This window comes from Blastococcus sp. SYSU DS0669, from assembly GCF_054050895.1.
Genome location: NZ_JBJHAE010000013.1, coordinates 45211 through 62423, shown reverse-complemented (window position 1 = coordinate 62423; position 17213 = coordinate 45211). Strand labels below are relative to the sequence as shown.

Annotated in this window: 13 protein-coding genes and 1 pseudogene; 3 read left to right on the top strand and 11 right to left on the bottom strand. The window is 73.2% G+C overall.

All coding sequences use genetic code 11. The features are described 5' to 3' along the window. Window positions 1-102 precede the first annotated feature (102 nt). Window positions 103-555, bottom strand: a pseudogene (locus tag ACI792_RS13960) (PQ-loop domain-containing transporter); the annotation flags it as partial. A gap of 194 nt (window positions 556-749) precedes the next feature. On the opposite strand from ACI792_RS13960, the gene ACI792_RS13955 reads away from it, so the two are divergent. Continuing rightward, entirely contained in the window at window positions 750-2126 is a 1377-nt protein-coding gene (locus ACI792_RS13955) for a serine hydrolase domain-containing protein (protein WP_456603121.1), read from the top strand. A gap of 194 nt (window positions 2127-2320) precedes the next feature. Here ACI792_RS13955 and ACI792_RS13950 read toward each other — a convergent pair whose 3' ends face one another. Further along, window positions 2321-2899: an MBL fold metallo-hydrolase gene (locus ACI792_RS13950; RefSeq protein ID WP_456579998.1), complete on the bottom strand. Its 579-nt coding sequence runs from the start codon at window positions 2897-2899 to the stop codon at window positions 2321-2323. Window positions 2900-3208: 309 nt separating this feature from the next. Here ACI792_RS13950 and ACI792_RS13945 point away from each other — a divergent pair, with 309 nt between their 5' ends. After that, entirely contained in the window at window positions 3209-4306 is a 1098-nt protein-coding gene (locus ACI792_RS13945) for a glycerate kinase (protein WP_456603120.1), read from the top strand. A 187-nt stretch (window positions 4307-4493) separates the two neighbouring features. On the opposite strand, the gene ACI792_RS13940 is transcribed toward ACI792_RS13945, so the two are convergent. From ACI792_RS13940 to ACI792_RS13925, 4 genes are all read right to left on the bottom strand, one after another. After that, window positions 4494-7373, bottom strand: coding sequence for a vitamin B12-dependent ribonucleotide reductase (locus tag ACI792_RS13940; RefSeq protein ID WP_456603119.1), 2880 nt, complete (start codon window positions 7371-7373; stop codon window positions 4494-4496). A 143-nt stretch (window positions 7374-7516) separates the two neighbouring features. Further along, window positions 7517-8038: a transcriptional regulator NrdR gene (gene nrdR / locus ACI792_RS13935; protein ID WP_456580000.1), complete on the bottom strand. Its 522-nt coding sequence runs from the start codon at window positions 8036-8038 to the stop codon at window positions 7517-7519. Window positions 8039-8498: 460 nt separating this feature from the next. Further along, window positions 8499-9239, bottom strand: coding sequence for a hypothetical protein (locus ACI792_RS13930; RefSeq protein ID WP_456603118.1), 741 nt, complete (start codon window positions 9237-9239; stop codon window positions 8499-8501). A 110-nt stretch (window positions 9240-9349) separates the two neighbouring features. After that, window positions 9350-9595, bottom strand: coding sequence for a LysM peptidoglycan-binding domain-containing protein (locus ACI792_RS13925; protein WP_456603117.1), 246 nt, complete (start codon window positions 9593-9595; stop codon window positions 9350-9352). A gap of 454 nt (window positions 9596-10049) precedes the next feature. Here ACI792_RS13925 and lexA point away from each other — a divergent pair, with 454 nt between their 5' ends. Next, window positions 10050-10814, top strand: coding sequence for a transcriptional repressor LexA (gene lexA / locus ACI792_RS13920; protein WP_456603116.1), 765 nt, complete (start codon window positions 10050-10052; stop codon window positions 10812-10814). Between the two features lie 64 nt (window positions 10815-10878). Here lexA and ACI792_RS13915 read toward each other — a convergent pair whose 3' ends face one another. The 5 genes from ACI792_RS13915 to ACI792_RS13895 all read right to left on the bottom strand — a co-directional run bounded on the left by ACI792_RS13915 (window position 10879) and on the right by ACI792_RS13895 (window position 17176). After that, a complete protein-coding gene (locus ACI792_RS13915; RefSeq protein ID WP_456603115.1) occupies window positions 10879-11667 on the bottom strand; it encodes an enoyl-CoA hydratase/isomerase family protein in 789 nt (262 codons plus the stop codon). After that, on the bottom strand, window positions 11664-13499 hold the full coding sequence (locus ACI792_RS13910) for an ABC transporter permease (RefSeq protein ID WP_456603114.1): 1836 nt from the start codon (window positions 13497-13499) through the stop codon (window positions 11664-11666). The genes ACI792_RS13915 and ACI792_RS13910 overlap by 4 nt, the downstream gene beginning before the upstream one ends. Before the next feature lie 52 nt (window positions 13500-13551). Next, entirely contained in the window at window positions 13552-14607 is a 1056-nt protein-coding gene (locus tag ACI792_RS13905; RefSeq protein ID WP_456603113.1) for an extracellular solute-binding protein, read from the bottom strand. Window positions 14608-14708: 101 nt separating this feature from the next. Next, on the bottom strand, window positions 14709-15890 hold the full coding sequence (locus tag ACI792_RS13900; RefSeq protein WP_456603112.1) for an ABC transporter ATP-binding protein: 1182 nt from the start codon (window positions 15888-15890) through the stop codon (window positions 14709-14711). After that, complete coding sequence (locus ACI792_RS13895; protein ID WP_456603111.1) at window positions 15887-17176, bottom strand: CaiB/BaiF CoA transferase family protein; 1290 nt, start codon at window positions 17174-17176, stop codon at window positions 15887-15889. The genes ACI792_RS13900 and ACI792_RS13895 overlap by 4 nt, the downstream gene beginning before the upstream one ends. Between the last annotated feature and the right edge of the window lie 37 nt (window positions 17177-17213).

Sequence of the window (17213 nt, the reverse complement as noted above, 5' to 3'; positions counted from 1 at the left end):
ACAGCCACACCGCGGCCTGGTCGAGGCACCACCCGTAGCCGGTCCACGCGGCGCAGGAACCCGAGCCGAGCCACCACCGCGCCGGCGAGAGCCCGGAGGGTCCTGGGTGCGGTCGCGCAGCAGGCTGACCGGCTGCGGCAGCGCGGCCGCCGCGCCGACCACGGAGGCGACGCCGCCCAGCAGCGCCGCGGCTGCCGCCGGGTCGGCGCCGAGCGGCCCCGCGCCGGCGAGCCCCCCGGTGGCCAGCGCGGCGAGGACGGCGGCGCCGGACGCCGTCCGTAGGAGCACGCGCCCGGCGCGCAGCCGCGGCTGGGTGAGCAGCAGCGCCACGAGGACGGCGGCGTTGCCGGTACCGACGACGGCGTTGGTGGCGATCTGCACGGGATCGCGGGCGAGCAGGCCGAAGGCGAGCCAGCAGAGGTTGAGCGCGACGGCGAGCCAGGCGCTGGTGGGCGAGAGACCCAGGGTGCGGCGGTGCCGGCAGAAGAGCCAGACCTGGGGCCAGACGACGGCGATGCTGAGCGAGGCCGCGAGGATGCCGAGAGCGGCGGACATGGTGGAGCCGGGATCCGTTCGGAATCGGTGCGAGGAGCGGCCACCGGGAACGGGGGGCGCGCTCGTCGGGAGCGACGCCGGCGGGGGGCCGGGCGGTGACCGGGGACGTCATCGGCGTCCTGCCTCCGTGACCGGAACGCGATCTTCTGGTTCCGCCGTGTGACCTCCGCTGCACGCTCCTAGGCTGGGCGGCCGTGACCCCCCGGACCGAGACCATCCGCGCCGCCGCGGGCTACCTGCGGTCGTGGCTGGACGCGCAGGTGCGGCACCGCCGCGTACCGGGCGCGCAGGTGGCGGTCCGCCACGGCGGTGAGCTGGTGCTCTCGGCCGCGTCCGGGGTCGCCGACGTCTCCACCGGCGCACCGCTGACCCCCGCACACCTGTTCCGCGTCGCCTCGCACTCCAAGACGTTCACCGCGACCCTCGTGCTCCAGCAGGTGGAGGCGGGGCGGATGCGGCTGGACGACCCGATCGGCGCGCACGTGCCGGAGCTGGCGGCGGCCGGCTCGCCGGTGGCCCGCGTGACCGTCCGGGAGCTCCTCGGCCACCAGGCCGGCGTCACCCGGGACGGCGCCGACGCTGATTTCTGGCAGCTGGAGCAGCCGTTCCCGGACCGGTCGGGGGTGATCGCGGCGGCGCTGCGGGCGGGCCCCGTGCTCCACCGCAACGAGCACTTCAAGTACTCCAACGTCGGCTACGCGCTGGTCGGCCTGGCGATCGAGGCCGTCACCGGCACTCCCTACGCCGAGGCGGTGCGCACCGGGATCCTCGAGCCGCTCGGCCTCACCCGCACCGGGGCCGACCACGACCCCGCGCGGGCCGGCGAGCACGTCAGCGGGCACACCGGGCTGCTGCTGGGCGAGGACACCCGCGAGCCCCTCGGCTCGGTCGGCACCGGGGCCTTCGCGGCGGCGACCGGGTTCTTCTCCACCGCCGAGGACCTGGCCCTCTACGGCTCGGCGCACGCGCTCGGGGAAGACCGGCTGCTCGGCGACGACGCGAAGCGGCTGATGCAGCGCGTGGAGTCCGTGGTCACCGCCTACGGCACCGAGGTCGCCAGGTACGGGTTGGGGCTGGTGCTGACCACCGTCGGCGAGCGGCAGCTGGTCGGGCACAGCGGCGGGTGGCCGGGGCAGATCACCGTCACCTTCGTGGACCCGGCCGACGGGCTGGTCGTCAGCGTGCTCACCAACGCGATCGACGGCCCGGCCGAGGAGCTGGCGACCGGGCTGGTGAAGCTGGTCGACGTCGCGCTGCACCCGCGCACCGAGGTGCCGGCCGCGCCGCCCGGCGCGCCGCCGCCGTCGTCGTCCACCGGCCGGTTCGCCGGCCTGTGGGGCGTGGTCGACGTCGCCGAGCTCGCCGGGCGGCTGGTGCTCGTGCGGCCGACCTGGCCCGACCCCCTGCCCGGGGTCGAGGAGCTGCAGGTGGTCGACGCCGGCACGCTGCGGATCGCCCCGCAGCCGGGGTTCGGGCCCGCCGGCGAGCTGGTGCCGCTGGAGCGGGACGCCGGCGGCCGGGTCGTATCGCTGCGGCTGGGCGGCGTGACCTACCGGCGGCTCCCCGACTAGGAGCCTGCTGGACGGGGGGCTTGCCGGCGGACCCGCACGCCCTGGAGGAGGCCGCGACCAGCCACCCGTGGGCCGTCGTCGTCGGCCGGGGCGGCGGTGCGGTGACCTGCCGGCTGCTCGACCGGCGCTCCGCCCCTCCCGCTCCGTCGGCGGCGCCTCCGGCCCGCGAGCCCGTCGGGAGCCAGGCGCGACGGTCAGCGGACCGTCGCGGGTCCGGGGTGGAAGGGGGCGCCGTGCGCGCAGACCACGAGGGTGGCGAGGTCGAGCACGCGCTCGCGCTGCCGGCGCAGCTCGTCGCGGTCGTGGCTGTAGGGGTCGTCGGCCGGTCCCTCCTCGGTCCACCACAGGTGCGTGAGGGCGACGACGTCGTCGGGCGTGCCGACCAGCGTGGTGATGTCCTGCGGGGTGTGCCCGGGCGTGGCCAGCAACCGGATGCCGGGGCTGAGCTGCACGCCGTCGGCGGCTCTGCGGGTGAAGGTGTCCCCCTCGATCACGGACTGGAAGTCGTGCACCGGCACCACCGGGAAGAGCGCGACGTTGAGCGTGTGGTCCAGGTGGTGGTGGCTGACGACGATGTCGGTGACGTCCTCGGGGCGGACACCGAGTGCGCGCATCGGGGCGAGGATGAGGTCCCGGTCGGACACCATGCCGGGATCGACCACGACCACCCGGTCGGCGTCCCGGACGAGACTCACCGTGCCCGCCACGTGCGGCATGCGCACGTACCCCTCGACGAGGACGTCCAGGCGGGCGGTGCGCGACAGCTCCGGCATGCGCGGACCGTAGCAACCGCGGCGGCCCGGCGCCGGGTCGCCGCGGGGCCCCGACCCGGCGGTGGCCGGACCCGGCCAGGGATGCCGCCGGGCCTACCCGCCGGCCGGTGCCGGGGCGCGCGGACCGCTCGCGGAACGGCCGAGCGCCTGCTGGTGTGCGGCGACGTCGCGGGCCGATACTCGGTACGTGCCGGCAGGACGATCGACCGCGCCGACCGTGGGCCGCCCCGGCCCGGCGATGTCGTACGAGGACGTCCCGCCCTCCACGGCCCACCGCGAAAGACGCCTCCGGCGGCACCGCACCCGGGCATGAGCACCGGGAGCCCGCTGCAAGTTCTGGTCGCGCCGGACTCGTTCAAGGGGACGGCCACCGCCCACGAGGTCGCCGTGGCGATCCGTGACGGGTGGCTCGCCGAGCGGCCGGCCGACCCGGTCGTGCTCGCCCCCATGGCGGACGGCGGTGAGGGCACCGTGGACGCCTTCGCCGCCGCCGTGCCGGGGTCCCGACGGATGCCGGTGGAGGTGGAGGGCCCCGAGGGCCGCCGGGTCCGCTGCGACTGGCTGCTCCAGCCCGACGGCACCGGGGTCGTGGAGCTCGCGGCGGCGAGCGGCCTGCCGCTCATGCGCCGTCCGGCCCCGTTCGCCGCGCACACGCTCGGCTTCGGGCAGGTCGTCGCGGCCGCGCTGGACCACGGGGTGCGCCGCCTGCTGCTCGGCATCGGCGGGAGCGCGAGCACCGACGGAGGAACCGGCCTGCTCACCGCCCTGGGCGCCCGGTTCCTGGACGCCGCCGGCCGGCCGATCGGGCTCGGCAACGCCGGCCTGGCCGACCTCCACCGGGTGGAGCTCGGCGCGCTGCGCCCGGTGCCCCCGGACGGCGCCGTGGTGCTCGGCGACGTCGACGCCCCGCTGCTCGGGGTCCGCGGCGCCGCCGCCGTCTTCGGGCCGCAGAAGGGCGCCGGCCCGGCCGACGTCCCCCTGCTCGAGGCGGGGCTGCGCCGGCTGGCGGAGCTGACCGGCGGCGATCCGACGGCGGCCGGGACCGGCGCCGCCGGCGGGACGGGCTTCGGCCTGCGGCTGTGGGGTGCCGCGCTCTCCGCCGGCGCGGTGGCCATCGGGGAGGCGCTCGGGCTGCCGCGGCTGATCCCGGCGGCGGACGTGGTGATCACCGGCGAGGGTCGGTACGACGACCAGAGCGCCGCGGGGAAGGTCGTGTCGCACGTGCTGTCGCTCGCCCGCCCGGCCGGCGTCCCGGTGCTCCTCGTCGCCGGCAGCGCGACCGCCTCGACCGGGGTGTTCGCCGATGCCGTCTCGCTGGTCGACGTCGCGGGCGGAACGGAGGCGGCGCTCGCCGATCCCGGCCGGTGGCTGCGGTCGGCCGCAGCGGGCCTCGCCGCCCGCCAGTAACCGCCCGCAGCTCCGTGACGCTCGCGCGGCCCCGGAGGCGTCCTCCCGCGCTGCGGCGGACCGGGCGGCACGGAGAGCTGAGACGCCACTGGCCCGGTCCCTCGCGGGACCGGGCCAGTGGAACGGGTGGCTCAGGCCACGGGGAGTCGGTGCTCCCGAGGCCGGGACACCGTCGTGGCCGACCGCATCAGCTGCAGCCGCTGGTGGAGCCGCAGCCCTCGCAGACGTAGCAGCTGCCGGCGGGGCGCATCTTCGTGCCGCAGGTCATGCACAGCGGCGCGTCGGTGGCGGTGCCGGTGACCAGCTCGAGGAGCTCGGCCGAGGAGTGTGCCTCCTTGACCGACTTCGGGCCCTCGGGGGTGACCTTCTCCTCCGTCCTGGCGGTCTCGATCGGCGCCGAGCCGCGCAGCTGCTCCAGGTCGACCTCCTCCTCCTGGACGGTGGCCGTCGACGCGGAGGCCCCGTAGCCGGAGACCTGCGCCGCCCGCTCCTCGGCGGTGAAGATGCCCAGGCCGGCCCGCTTCTCGACGGGCAGGTGGTCCAGCGCCAGGCGCCGGAAGATGTAGTCCATCACCGACTGGGCGATCCGGATGTCCGGGTCGTCGGTCATGCCGGCCGGCTCGAAGCGCATGTTGGTGAACTTGGAGATGTAGGTCTCCAGCGGCACACCGTGCTGCAGCGCCAGCGAGATGCCGATCGAGAAGGCGTCCATGACACCGGCCAGGGTCGAGCCCTGCTTGCCGAGCTTCAGGAAGACCTCGCCGAGGCTGCCGTCCTCGTACATCCCGGCGGTCATGTAGCCCTCGGCGCCGGCGACGCTGAACGAGGTGGTGACGCTCGTCCGCTTCTTGGGCAGGCGCTTGCGGACCGGGTGCGACAGCGCGGAGGAGGTCGTGGCCTCGACCTTGACCTCGTCCTTGGTCCCGTCGTTCTTGCCCTTGCCACCGGAGAGCGGCTGGCCGACCTTGCAGTTGTCGCGGTAGATCGCGAGCGCCTTCAGACCCATCTTCCAGCCCTGGAAGTAGATCGTCTCGACGTCCTCGACGGTCGCCGTCTCCGGCATGTTCACCGTCTTGCTGATCGCGCCGGAGATGAAGGGCTGGACGGCGGCCATCATGCGGACGTGGCCCATCGGGGAGATGGCCCGCTCGCCCATGGCGCAGTCGAACACCTCGTAGTGCTCCGGGCGCAGGCTGGGCGCGTCGACGACGTGGCCGTGCTCGGCGATGTACTCGACGATCGCCTCGATCTGCTCCTCCTGGTAGCCCAGGCTGCGCAGCGCCCGGGGCACCGTCTGGTTGACGATCTGCATGGAGCCGCCGCCGACCAGCTTCTTGAACTTGACCAGCGAGAAGTCCGGCTCGATGCCGGTCGTGTCGCAGTCCATCATGAAGCCGATCGTGCCGGTGGGGGCCAGCACCGAGGCCTGGGCGTTGCGCCAGCCGTTGTCGGCGCCGATCTCCAGGCACTCCTGCCATTGCTGGGTGGCGATCTTGAGCACGTCGGCGTCGTCGGCGCCGACCGGGCGGATGGCGTCGTTGGCCGCGGCGTGCTTGCGCATGACCCGGGCGTGGGCGTCGGCGTTGCGGGCGTAGCCCTCGTACGGGCCGACGATCCCGGCGAGCTCGGCCGAACGCCGGTAGGCGGTGCCGGTCATCAGCGAGGTGATCGCCGCGGCGAGCGTCTGGCCGCCGCGCGAGTCGTAGGCGTGGCCGGTCGCCATGAGCAGCGCGCCCAGGTTGGCGTAGCCGATGCCCAGCTGGCGGTAGGCCCGGGTCGTCTCACCGATCGGCTCGGTCGGGAAGTCTGCGAAGCAGATCGAGATGTCCATCGCGGTGATGACCAGCTCGACGGCCTTCACGAAGTTCTTGGCGTCGAACGTGCCGTCGTCCTTGAGGAACTTCATGAGGTTCAGCGACGCCAGGTTGCACGAGCTGTTGTCCAGGCTCATGTACTCCGAGCACGGGTTGGACGCGTTGATGCGGCCGGTCTCGGGGTTGGTGTGCCAGTCGTTGATCGTGTCGTCGTACTGGATGCCCGGGTCGGCGCACTCCCAGGCGGCCTGGGTGACCTTGCGGAACAGGGCCTTGGCGTCCACGGTCTCGATCACCGAGCCGTCGAGGCGGGCGCGCAGCCCGAACTCGTCGCCCTCCTCCACGGCGCGCATGAACTCGTCGGAGACGCGGACCGAGTTGTTGGCGTTCTGGTACTGGACGCTGGTGATGTCCTTGCCGCCGAGGTCCATGTCGTAACCGGCGTCGCGCAGCGCGCGGATCTTGTCCTCCTCGCGCGCCTTGGTCTCGATGAACTCCTCGATGTCGGGGTGGTCGATGTCGAGGACGACCATCTTCGCCGCGCGGCGGGTCGCGCCACCGGACTTGATGGTGCCCGCGGAGGCGTCGGCGCCGCGCATGAAGGACACCGGCCCGGAGGCGGTGCCACCGGAGGACAGCAGCTCCTTGGAGGAGCGGATCCGGGAGAGGTTCAGGCCGGCACCGGAGCCGCCCTTGAAGATCAGGCCCTCCTCGCGGTACCAGTTGAGGATCGAGTCCATCTCGTCGTCGACGGCGAGGATGAAGCAGGCGCTGACCTGCTGCGGGGCGCTCGTGCCCACGTTGAACCAGACGGGGCTGTTGAAGCTGAAGTACTGGTGCAGCAGCATCCAGGTCAGCTCGTGCTCGAAGATCTCGGCGTCGCCCTCGGTGGCGAAGTAGCCGTGCTCGCGGCCGGCCTCGGTGTAGGTGAGCACCACGCGGTCGATGAGCTGGCGCAGGCTGGTCTCGCGCTGCGCGGTGCCGACGGCGCCGCGGAAGTACTTCGTGGTGACGATGTTGGTGGCGTTGATGCTCCACTCGGCGGGGAACTCGACACCGCGCTGCTCGAAGTTGATCGAGCCGTCCCGCCAGTTGGTCATGACGACGTCGCGACGCTCCCAGGTCACCTCGTCGTAGGGGTGCACACCAGCGGTGGTGAAGACGCGCTTGATCTTGAGGCCCTTGCCCCGGCTGGGCGTCTTGGTGCTGCGGCGGGTGCGGGGGCCGGCCACGCGGTCGTCGGTGTCGGTCATGGTGTGGAGCTCTCCCTGGTCGTGTGTCGCGTGGTGCGTCGCGGGGTTGCGCGGTGGTGCTGCGCGGTGGCGGATCGGGGGCTGGGGAAGAGCCGCGATCGGTAACTGCTCGAACTGCTGTCTATCGGGTGGTACCGACACTTCTAGGTGCCGGCGCCGGTGCCGGTGGGGACCGGCTGCCGGGGCGCGGGCGGGCCCGTCTCCCCCGGTGACGAGGCGGGCTGCCGGGCCTTGAGCTCGGCGATCTCCCGTTCGAAGTCCGCCACCGAGGTGAAGGACCGGTAGACGCTGGCGAACCGCAGGTAGGCCACCTCGTCGAGCTCGCGGAGCGGGCCGAGGATGGCCAGGCCGACCTCGTGGCTAGGCACCTCCGCGGCGCCGGTGGCGCGGACGGCGTCCTCCACCTGCTGGGCGAGGAGCTTGAGCTGGTCCTCGTCGACGGGCCGGCCCTGGCAGGCCCGCCGGACGCCGGCGACCACCTTGCTGCGGTTGAACGGCTCGCTGACGCCGTTGCGCTTGACGACGGCGAGCACCGCTTCCTCGACGGTGGTGAACCGCCGCCCGCAGGCCGGGCACGAACGACGACGACGCGTGGTGGCGCCCTCGTCGGTCTCCCGGGAGTCGATGACCCGGCTGTCGGAGTTGTGGCAGAACGGGCAGCGCACGGTGGTTCACCTCCTCCGCCGGTGGGCCTGCCACGGGCCGCCTGTGGAGCCCCCTGGGGACATCCGGTGGATGCGACGGGGAGAACCTGAGGATCGGCCTGTGGACGGGCTTACAGCTCTGTAACTACTAGATGTGGGGGAACCCTAGGACGGCCCACGCAAGATGTGCAAGTGATCGTCGGCTCGGCGTGTTCCGCCCCGACACTGCCGTGCGCAGGCGGAACAGCGGGCCCCAGCCGTCACAGGCACACCGCGGCGACACGCCGGCGCGGGCCCCGCCGCGGCGGGCCGGCTGCACAGGGGTCGGTCGGCGCGAGGCGGGCAGGGAGCTCCGGCCGCCCGCGCCGGCGCGGGGGCGCAGCCGCCGGGCGCTCCGCCCGCACAACCGCGGACGCACGGCCGGACGCGGCGGGGCGCGCAACCGCGAGGGCCCGGCGCCGGTGCGCGCGCCACCTGCCGATCAGGCGCTGAGGGACCCGTCCACCCGGCGTCGGCGGGAGTGCGGGATCTGGTCGCTCAACCGCATGGGACGGGTCAGCAGCTCGGGCTCGGGACCGGCCGGCGGGGTCCAGTCGCGCCCGAGCGGTCGCAGCTCCACGGGCGGCGCGGAGCGCGCGGCCGGGATCACCCAGGCAGGCACACCCCCGTCCCGGACCGGGGCGGCGGACGCGGCCGGCGTGCCGCCGGCGACGAGGGGGGCGAGCTCGGCGTCGGCCGCCCGGTGCCGCCCGACGACCGGGCCCGGCGCGATGGCCGGTGCCCGGTGCCGACCGGACGGGTGCACGGGCACGGAGAAGGCGGTCGCCGCCCGGATCTCGTCGCCCTCGGGTGCGCGTCGGCGACCACCCGTGCGAGCCGGAGCCGACCGCTCGGGGCGGCTGTCGCGCACCCGAGGGAGGCTGGCGGTGGCCTCGGGGTCGGTCGAACGACCACCACCCGACCGGAGCGCCGGCTGCGCGGCCATCAGCTGCGTCCCGGGACGGGCGGACGCGGGTTCCGGGAGCCGCACGGTGTCCAGCGCCGTCCACATCGCCTGCTCGACCCCGTCGACCACGGTCCGCACCCGCATCTGGCACGCGCCGGAGTCGTCGTGCCGCCAACCCAGCAGCTCCCCCGCCCGCCAGGCACCCGCGTGCAGCACCTCGACGGCCTGGGGATGACGGGTGAACACGGCGGCGCGGTTCTCCATGACGCTCGACACGCGACGACCGTAAACGGACGACCAGCACTCAGCGTAAACGTCCCCATACGCAGGGTTGACGAAGTCGCCGATCCGCATTGTGAACGTCTCGCGTGGTGCAGGGGCACCCGTCAGGGCAACAGCAGCACCTGACCAGGGGTGATCTGTGCGGTGTCGAGCCGGTTCAGCTGCCGGATGTCGACGATGACGTCCCGCACGTCCCGCCCCTCGGCCACCGCGCCGGCGATGGACCACAGGGTGTCGCCCGGCTCGACGATGACCTGGGTCGTCCCCATCAGCTGGAGCCCGCCGTCTGCCTCACCCAGCACCGCACCGGCCAGGGGCACCAGGGCGAGGCCGAGCAGCAGAACGGCCACCGCCACCGCCCGGCGCCCACGCGCGGTCAGCCGCAGCGGCGGCGACGGAGCGGCTCTCCTGCTACCGGGGGCCGTCCGCACGACGGTCAGGCGCCGCCCGGGCTCTCCCACCCGGGGCGCGACGGCCGCCGAGTAGGACGTCGGTGGCGGCAGCACCCGGAGGTGCCGGGCGGGCCGGGCCCCGGCGCCCGCCTCACCTCCACCGACCGGCGACCCGCCGGAAACCCGCAGCGCAGCGCCGCCGTCCATGTCTCCCACCCTCCCGACCGACGCGAGCCGGTCCGAACACACGTTCGATTCGAACGTCTGTCCGATGTCTACCGGACAGGACCGACAGAAGCGATGCGACACGGGAAACTTTCGAACACGTGTTTGAACTGGGCGCCGATCGGCGCTACGGTTCCACCCGACGACGACGGTCGAGCGCTGCACGGGCAGCCGGCGAGGAGGAGACGTGGCGGACTCGAAGGGGACCTCCGGCGCCGGTCGCGGCACCAGGGCAACGGCCCGGGAGGCTGACGGTTCCGCGTCGGTGCGGGCGTTCCCCGACCGCACGGCGGACGGCGACGGCCTCACCCAGCGGCAGCGCCGGGTCCTCGAGGTGATCCGCGACTCGATCGACCGCCGTGGGTACCCACCCTCGGTCCGCGAGATCGGCGAGGCGGTGGGCCTGTCCTCGGCGTCCTCGGTCGCGCACCAGCTGTCGGTCCTGCAGAAGAAGGGGTGGCTGCGGCGCGATCCGAACCGTCCGCGCGCCCTCGACGTCCGGCTCCCCGGCGACGCCGCCCGCGGGGTGGTCGCGCACACCGAGCCGCCGGTGGTCGGTGACGGCATGGAGGCGTCGGCGCCCACCTACGTCCCGCTCGTCGGGCGGATCGCTGCCGGTGGCCCCGTCCTGGCCGAGCAGGCGGTGGAGGACGTCTTCCCCCTGCCGCGCGAGCTGGTCGGCGAGGGCACGGTCTTCATGCTCAAGGTGGCCGGCGACTCAATGGTCGAGGCGGCGATCTGCGACGGCGACTGGGTCGTCGTCCGCCAGCAGCCGACCGCCGAGAACGGCGAGATCGTCGCCGCGATGATCGACGGCGAGGCGACGGTCAAGACCTACAAGCGGCGCGACGGCCACGTCTGGCTGCTGCCGCACAACCCGGCGTACGAGCCCATCCCGGGCGACGAGGCGACCATCCTCGGCCGGGTCGTGAGCGTTCTCCGACGGGTCTGAGCCGCTGACGTCGACGGCCGGCCGGGTTCTCCTCCCGACCGGCCATCGACGTCAGCGGGGTCGATCAGCGCCGCTGGTAGTCGCCGTCCCGCTTCTCGAAGAACGCCCGCAGCGCCTCCTGGTGGTCATCGGTGCGGAACATCTCCAGGAAGCGCTTGGTCTGCAGCGCCTGACCCTGCGCGAAGTCCATCTCGAACGCCCCGGTGACGGCCTCCTTGGTCGCCTCCACCGACAACGGCGCGCGGGTGGCGATGCGCTGAGCTTTCGCGAGCGCCGCGGGCATGAGGTCACCGGGCTCGTGCACCTCCGTGACCAGTCCCCAGTTGAGCGCCTGCTGGGCCGTGTAGCGGGCGCCGGTCAGCAGGATCTCCTTGGCCGGGCCGAGCCCGATGACGCGCGGCAGACGCCAGAAGCTGACGATGAGGCCCACGTTGACGCCGGCGGCCACGAAGAACGCCTCCGTCGATGCGATGCGGATGTCACAGCAGAGCGAGAACTCCAGGCCGCCGCCGATCGTGGCCCCGTTGATGGCGGCGATCACGGGTGCCCGGAAGTTCTGCACGCCGTTGAGCACCCGGCTGAACTCGGCGAGGTAGTCGGTCAGCTGCTCGTCGCTCATGGACTGGTCCTCGCCCAGGTGGGCCCCGGCGGTGAATGCGCGCCCCTCGCCGGTGATCACCAGGCAGCGGACGTTCTCGTCGGCGTCCAGGATGTCCAGCGCCCTCATGAACGACCGCCGGCTCTCCCAGCTGAACGTGTTCGACGGAGGGCTGTCCAGCGTGAGGACGGCGATGTGCGGCGTCTCGTAGCGCAGGTGCACGCCGGTGCCGACATCAGTGGTGGTCTCGGTCATGCTGCTTCCTCCGGGGGTGTGTTGAGTGCGACGGACGGCTCGCGGCGGGACCGCCGGGTGGGCTCGCCGGGTCTGCGGTCGAGCAGGCGCATGGCGATCACGGTCACGACGATGTTGATCAGCAGGATCACCACGGAGAGGGCGCCGACCCGCTGGTACAGCGACTCGCTCGCCAGGTTGTAGAGCACCGTGGCGACGGTCGGGTTCGCGCCGGTGTAGAGGAACACCGACATCTCCAGCTCCCGGAACAGGAGCACGAAGTTGAGCAGGCCCGCCGCCAGGAGCGACGGCCGCAGCAGCGGCACGGTGATCCGCCGCCAGGTGCGCGCCCAGGAGGCCCCCAGGCTGCGCGATGCCTCCTCCACCTCGGCCCCGATCTGGCCCATCCCGGCGTGGACGTAGGCGAACGTCAGTGGCAGGGCGCTGCCCGTGTAGGCGATCAGCAGGATCGTCAGCGTCCCGCCCAACCCGAACGGCTGGGCCGCGTAGGCGATGATCAGCCCGATACCGAGGACCGCACCCGGGAAGGCGAGCGGCGCGGCCATCGCGCCCACGATCACCGCGTTGCTGCGCGCCTTGGTGCGGTGCACCAACCACGAGGCGAGCAGCGCCACGGCCAGGGCCAGCACCGTGCCGCCGACGGCCAGCACGAAGCTGTTGCCCATGGCCGCGGCGATGAGGGGCCGGCCGAAGACCTCCTCGTAGTTGCCGGTCAGGGTGAAGTTGTCCCACCCGAGCGGGCGCCCCAGGGCCTTGCGGAACGATGTCACCAGCAGCATGCCGAACGGCAGGACCAGGCTCAGCACCACGACGGCCACGCAGAACGCCACCGCCGCGTAGCGACCGGCGCCCAGGTGCGTCACGTCCTGCCGGCCCGGCTTGCCTCCGATGACGGTGAACTTCCGGCCGCCCACGATCTTGCGCTGGATCAGCAGCAGCGCCGCGATGATGACGAGGATCGGCACGGAGATCACCGCCGCCACCTCGATCCGCGGCGGGAACTGCATGAGGCTCAGCAGCACGGTGGGGATCGTCTGGAACCCGGTCGGCGCGCCCAGGATCGCCACGGGACCGAAGATGATCGCCGAGGAGACGAACACCAGGATCGAGCCGGCGATCAGGGCAGGCGCGATGACCGGGAACGTCACCGTCCGCAGCACCCGCCAGCGCGACGCGCCGAGGCTGGCCGCGGCCTGCTCCAAGGCGGGGTCGATGCCTTCGAGGGCCGCCGAGACGGGCAGGAAGACCAGCGGGTAGAGGAACAGGGAGAGCACGAAGATGATCCCCCACGGCGTGAAGATGTTGAACGGCGACTCCTCGAGCCCGAACAGCGACATGAGCGCCGTGTTCAGCACGCCGTTGCGCGGCCCCAGGAGCAGCACCCAGCCCAGTGCGGCGATGAAGCTCGGCGCCGCGAACGTCAGGACGGCGCTCCCGCGGAAGAACCGGCGCATCGGCATGTCCGTGCGCACGGTGAACCAGGCCAGCGGCAGCCCGATCAGGAGACTCCCGAGCACCGTGCCGCACGCGATCCATACCGAGTTGCGGATCGCCTCCAGCAACTGGGGCTCGGAAGCCAGCAGCGCGTAGTTCGACAGGGTGAGGCCGCCGTCGTCCGCCACGAAGCTCTGCCCGAAGACCTGCGCGATCGGGTAGCCGACCAGGATCAGCAGCGCCAGCACCCACACGATGCGCATGGCGCGCTCGAACCCGGTCGACCGGCGGCGGCGCGGCGCCCGTGCAGGGGGCGGGCCCCCGGCGGTGCCGGACGCCGACCGCTCGCGCGGATCGGCGCCCGGCGCCGTGGGGGTCGCGGAGCGGCTCAGCGCCACGTCCCGCTCCGCCTGCGCGAGCCGGCGGTTGCGCCGACCCGACCCGCCGCGCTCACCGGCTGAACAGTTCGGCGAAGCGTGCCACCACCTGGTCTCCCCGGGCGGCGATCTCCTCCAGATCGGCGGGGAGGAGCGTGGCGTCGGAGAGGTCGGCACCCTCGGCCGGCTGCGGCGCGCCCTCGAGCACGCTGCGCCCGCCGAGCTCGACCAGCGCGTTCTGGTAGTCCTCGCTGAGCTGGTACTGCAGCAGGAGCTTCGCTGCGTTGGGCCGGGGTGCGTCGGCGAGCATGGCCAGCTCGCTGGTGAAGGTCGGCACGCCGTCCTCCATGAACGCGATGGCCAGCGGCTCGCCCTCGTCGGCAGCGCTGATCACCGCGGACTCGATCGCGGGGACGCCGATGTCCGCCTCGCCGGTCAGCACGAGCTGAGCCAGGGCCAGGCTGCTGTCGGTGACGATCACCTCCCGCTCGGCCAGCTGCTGGAGCCATTCCTCGCCGTACAGCCCGGTGAGCGTGGTGTAGTAGGCGAGGGCGGTGCCCGACGCTCCCGGGTCGGAGCTCACGATGGTGCCCTCGGCCGAGGAGGCGAACTCCTCCCACGTGGTGGGCAGATCGGCGGGATCGGTGCTGGCGTCGTTGTACATGATGCCGAGCGGCACGAGGCTGTACGGCACCTGCGGGTTGTCGGGGTTGTCGAGGCCCTCGATGATCTCGTCGGCGTTCGGGATGTCGGCGTCGACGATGATGCCCTCGTCGGCCCACTGCTGGAGCGTGTCCGGGTCGGTCAGGCTGACCACGTCGGCGTTGAGCGAACCGCTGGCGAGCTCCGCGGAGATGGAGTTGGCGACCGCGCCGGAGTCCTCGCGGGTGAACGTCACCTCGACGTCGAAGAGCTCCTGCATCCGCTGCTGGAGGAGCTCGACCCCGGGGCGGGTGTGCCCGCCGGCGTAGATGACGACGCCGCCCTCCTCCTGGGCGGCGGCGATGAGGTCCTCGCTGATGCCCTCGACCCCGGCTGCTCCACCGCCGCTCCCCTCACCGCCCTCCGCTGCCGGCTCGGAGCCGTTGCCGCACCCGGCGAGGAGGACGGCGGACAGGGGGAGCGCCAACAGGGCGTTCCTGCGACGGGTGGTGTGACGAGTCGACACGGTGCCTCTTCTCGGACGGCGGTGCGGGGCGGGTGGACGGACGGCGGTGCGGGAGATCCCGGTCATGCGGCGGACCGCCGGGCCGGAGCTGGGGCGGGCGTGGCGCCCTCGGTCGTCGAGGGACCCGGGTGGTCGTCGCGGCCCGGGGCGGGGGCGGCCGGGCCGTCGCTGACGATGGCCACCGCGGCGCCGTCCACCTGCACGACGACGTCCTGACCGGCGTCGAACCGGCCCAGGCCGGGGCCCGTGGCCTTCAGCGGCTCGGCGAGCCCGGGCAGATCGACGGCGTACTGCACGTGGTCTCCGAAGAACAGCGCCTCGCTGACCCGCGCGACCCCGGCTGCGCCGGCGTTGCCGGCGACGAGCCGGAGGTCGACCGGCCGGATCGACACGGAGACCTGGTCGCCCGCACGCACCACCACGTCCGCCGGGTGGGGCGCGGTCACCGTGATCCCGGCAGGGAGCCGGAGGGGCACGCCGTCCGAGGAGGGCGGACCGCACACGGTGGCGGTCAGCAGGTTCGTCGCACCCAGCGCCCGCGCGACGAAGCCCGTCCGCGGTCGCCGGTAGACCTCCTCCGGCGGGCCGACCTGCACCACGCGACCGGAGTGCATGACCACCAGCCGGTCAGCCAGCGAGAGCGCCTCCGCCTGGTCGTGGGTGACGTAGACCATGGTGACGCCGAGCGACCGGTGGATCCGCTTGATCTCCGAGCGCATCTCCTCTCGCAACCGGGTGTCCAGGTTGGACAACGGCTCGTCGAGCAGCAGCAGGGCGGGGTCGTTGACCAGCGCGCGGGCGAGGGCGACCCGTTGCTGCTGACCGCCGGAGAGCTGGTGGGCGTAGCGGTCGGCGAGACCGTCCAGCTGCACCATGGCCAGCGCCTCGTCGGTGCGGCGGCGGACCTCCGCGCGGCTCACCTTCGCCGTCGTCGGTCCGTAGCCGACGTTCTCGCGCACGCTGAGGTGCGGCCAGAGGGCGTAGCTCTGGAACACCACGGACATCTGGCGGCGCTCCGGCGGGACGAAGACGCGGGGGCCGACCAGCACTCTGTCGCGCAACCGGATCTCCCCCGCGTCCGGGCGCTCGAAGCCGGCGATCATGCGCAGGCACGTGGTCTTGCCGCAGCCACTGGGCCCCAGCAGGACGACGGCCTCGCCCTCCTCGATCGACAGGTCCACCTGGTCGACGACCGGGGCCGCGCCGAAGCTCTTGGTCAGACCGGACAGGACGAGATGCGTCACGCGGGGACCTCCGTCGGATCGAGGGGGCTGGGCGCCGCACCGGGCGTCGGGCGGGCGTGGTCGTCCGGCGGCGTCGTCACGAGGACACCGACGGAGAGGAGCTCGTCGATCTCCTCGGCGGCCATCCCGGCTTCGGCCAGCACCTCGCGGCTGTGCTCGCCGAGGAGGGGAGCCGGACGGCGGATCGCCGACGGGGTGCCGGAGAGCTTCACCGGTGCGCCGATGTGGCGCACGGTGCCCATCCGCGGGTGGACCGTCTCGACGAGCATGTCCCGGGCCTGCACGTGCGGATCGGCGTAGACCTGCTGGATGTCGTAGAGGGGCCCGCTGGGCACGCCCGCCGCGTGCATGACCTCGAGCCACTCTGCGGTCGTCCTCTGCCGCAGCGTCGCCGCCAGCTCGCCGGCCAGCTCGAAGCGGTACTCCATCCGCGCGGCGTTGGTCGCGAACCGAGGGTCCTGCAGCAGGCGCTCCAGCCCCAGGCCCGCGCAGAGCCGCTCCCAGTTCCGGTCGTTGGCCGCGCCGATGGCGATCCACCCGTCGGCCGTGGGCAACGCCTCGTACGGAGCCGACAGGCGGTGCGCCGACCCCATCGGCCGGGCGACGTCGCCCAGGCTGAAGAACATCGCCGTCTCCCAGACGGTGTAGGCGATCCCCGCCTCCAGCAGCGACGTGTCGACGAACTGGCCCTCCCCCGTCCTCAGCCGGTGGATGTAGGCAGACAGGACGCCGTACGCGCCGAACAGCCCGGCGTTCAGGTCGCAGATGGGGACGCCGACCTTGGCCGGCGGCCGTCCGGGCTCACCGGTCATGCTCATCAGCCCGCTCATCGCCTGGGCGATGAGGTCGTAGCCGCCGCGACCGGCGTAGGGGCCGGTGGCACCGAATCCGGAGATGGAGCAGTACACGAGCGCCGGGTTCGCGGCCCGGAGGGCCTCCTGCCCCAGCCCGAAGCGGTCCAGCAGCCCGGGCCGGAAGTTCTCCACGAGGACGTCGGCGTCCCTGGCCAACCGCCGGACGACCTCGGCACCGCGGGGGTCCTTCAGGTCGACGGCGATGCCACGCTTGTTGCGGTTCATGGCGTTGAAGGCCGGCGAGTGCTCCACGTCGGGGCCGCGGGACATCCGGCGGGTGTCGTCCCCGCCTCCGGGTCGCTCGATCTTGATGACATCGGCGCCCATGTCGGCCAGCAGCATCGAGCAGTACGCCCCCGCCATGACCTGGGTGAGGTCGAGGACCCGTACGCCCGAGAGGGCGCCCGAAGGGACCTGGTGCGACACGTGCATCTCCCGACCGCCCTGGCGACACCGTGCCACTGTGTGG

Coding starts and splice junctions, on each gene's coding strand:
- ACI792_RS13950 (WP_456579998.1), bottom strand. CDS start 2,899: ATGCCGGAGCTGTCGCGCACCGCCCGCCTGGACGTCCTCGTCGAGGGG.
- ACI792_RS13895 (WP_456603111.1), bottom strand. CDS start 17,176: ATGCACGTGTCGCACCAGGTCCCTTCGGGCGCCCTCTCGGGCGTACGG.
- ACI792_RS13915 (WP_456603115.1), bottom strand. CDS start 11,667: ATGACCGAGACCACCACTGATGTCGGCACCGGCGTGCACCTGCGCTAC.
- ACI792_RS13945 (WP_456603120.1), top strand. CDS start 3,209: ATGAGCACCGGGAGCCCGCTGCAAGTTCTGGTCGCGCCGGACTCGTTC.
- ACI792_RS13940 (WP_456603119.1), bottom strand. CDS start 7,373: ATGACCGACACCGACGACCGCGTGGCCGGCCCCCGCACCCGCCGCAGC.